This window comes from Bradyrhizobium sp. UFLA05-108 (assembly GCF_059803455.1).
In genome coordinates, this window is the sequence record NZ_JBANAZ010000251.1 from 1 (window position 1) to 652 (window position 652).

Annotated in this window: 2 protein-coding genes; one reads left to right on the forward strand and one right to left on the reverse strand. The window is 65.2% G+C overall.

Annotated features, from left to right (window positions below):
• The first annotated feature begins 10 nt into the window (after nucleotides 1-10).
• Nucleotides 11-106 carry a hypothetical protein gene (locus SO140_RS46315; protein WP_498544251.1) on the forward strand — a complete coding sequence of 32 codons (96 nt, stop codon included), beginning with the start codon at nucleotides 11-13 and terminating at the stop codon, nucleotides 104-106.
• Here SO140_RS46315 and SO140_RS46320 read toward each other — a convergent pair.
• Nucleotides 107-652 (reverse strand): HD domain-containing protein (locus SO140_RS46320; RefSeq protein ID WP_498544250.1); only part of this gene is annotated, 546 nt, incomplete at its 5' end. It lies immediately after the preceding gene.

Genomic DNA, 652 nt, shown 5'->3' on the forward strand with positions numbered 1-652 from the left:
GTGGCTACAGCTGCAGCCGGGCCTGCAGTACTGGCATCACCCGGCGGGCGTCAGCGAGACGCAGGACGCCTGGGTGACGGCGTTGAAAACGGTGGTGACCTTCTGATCAGGCCGCGTCGCTCTCGCGGTAGCGCCGGCGGGCGTGTTCGAACCAGCTGGCCGGCACGTTGTGCGGTGGCTGCTGCAACCTGAGCAGCCCCTGTTCAACGATATGGCTGGCCTGGCGCCACAGCGTCGGGTCGCCTTCGGTCAGCACCTCCAGCAGGCGCTGTTTCTCGATCAGGTAGGTCTGGGCGAAGTGGCTGTCGTAGTCCAGCAGCGAGCGGGTGTTGTCGATCAGATCCGCCAGCTTGATGGTTTTGGCCTGCGGCGACGCGCCGGCGCTGTGGCGCCGATCGCGGTTTTTACGCTCGAAGCGGTTGCCGTCCTCGGCGTGGCTGACGTTGGTCAACATCCGCACCAGTTCCGCCACTTTTGGCCCAAAGTGGCTGTCGATATCGCCGAGGGTGGTGGGCGTGTCTTCCACCGTATCATGCAGCCAGGCGGCCGCCAGCATCTCTTCGGTGTGCGGCACGCTGCGCACCAGCTCCATCACCGCCTGCGGGTGGACGATATACGGATCGTCGGTGTATTTGCGGCGCTGATCGATGGC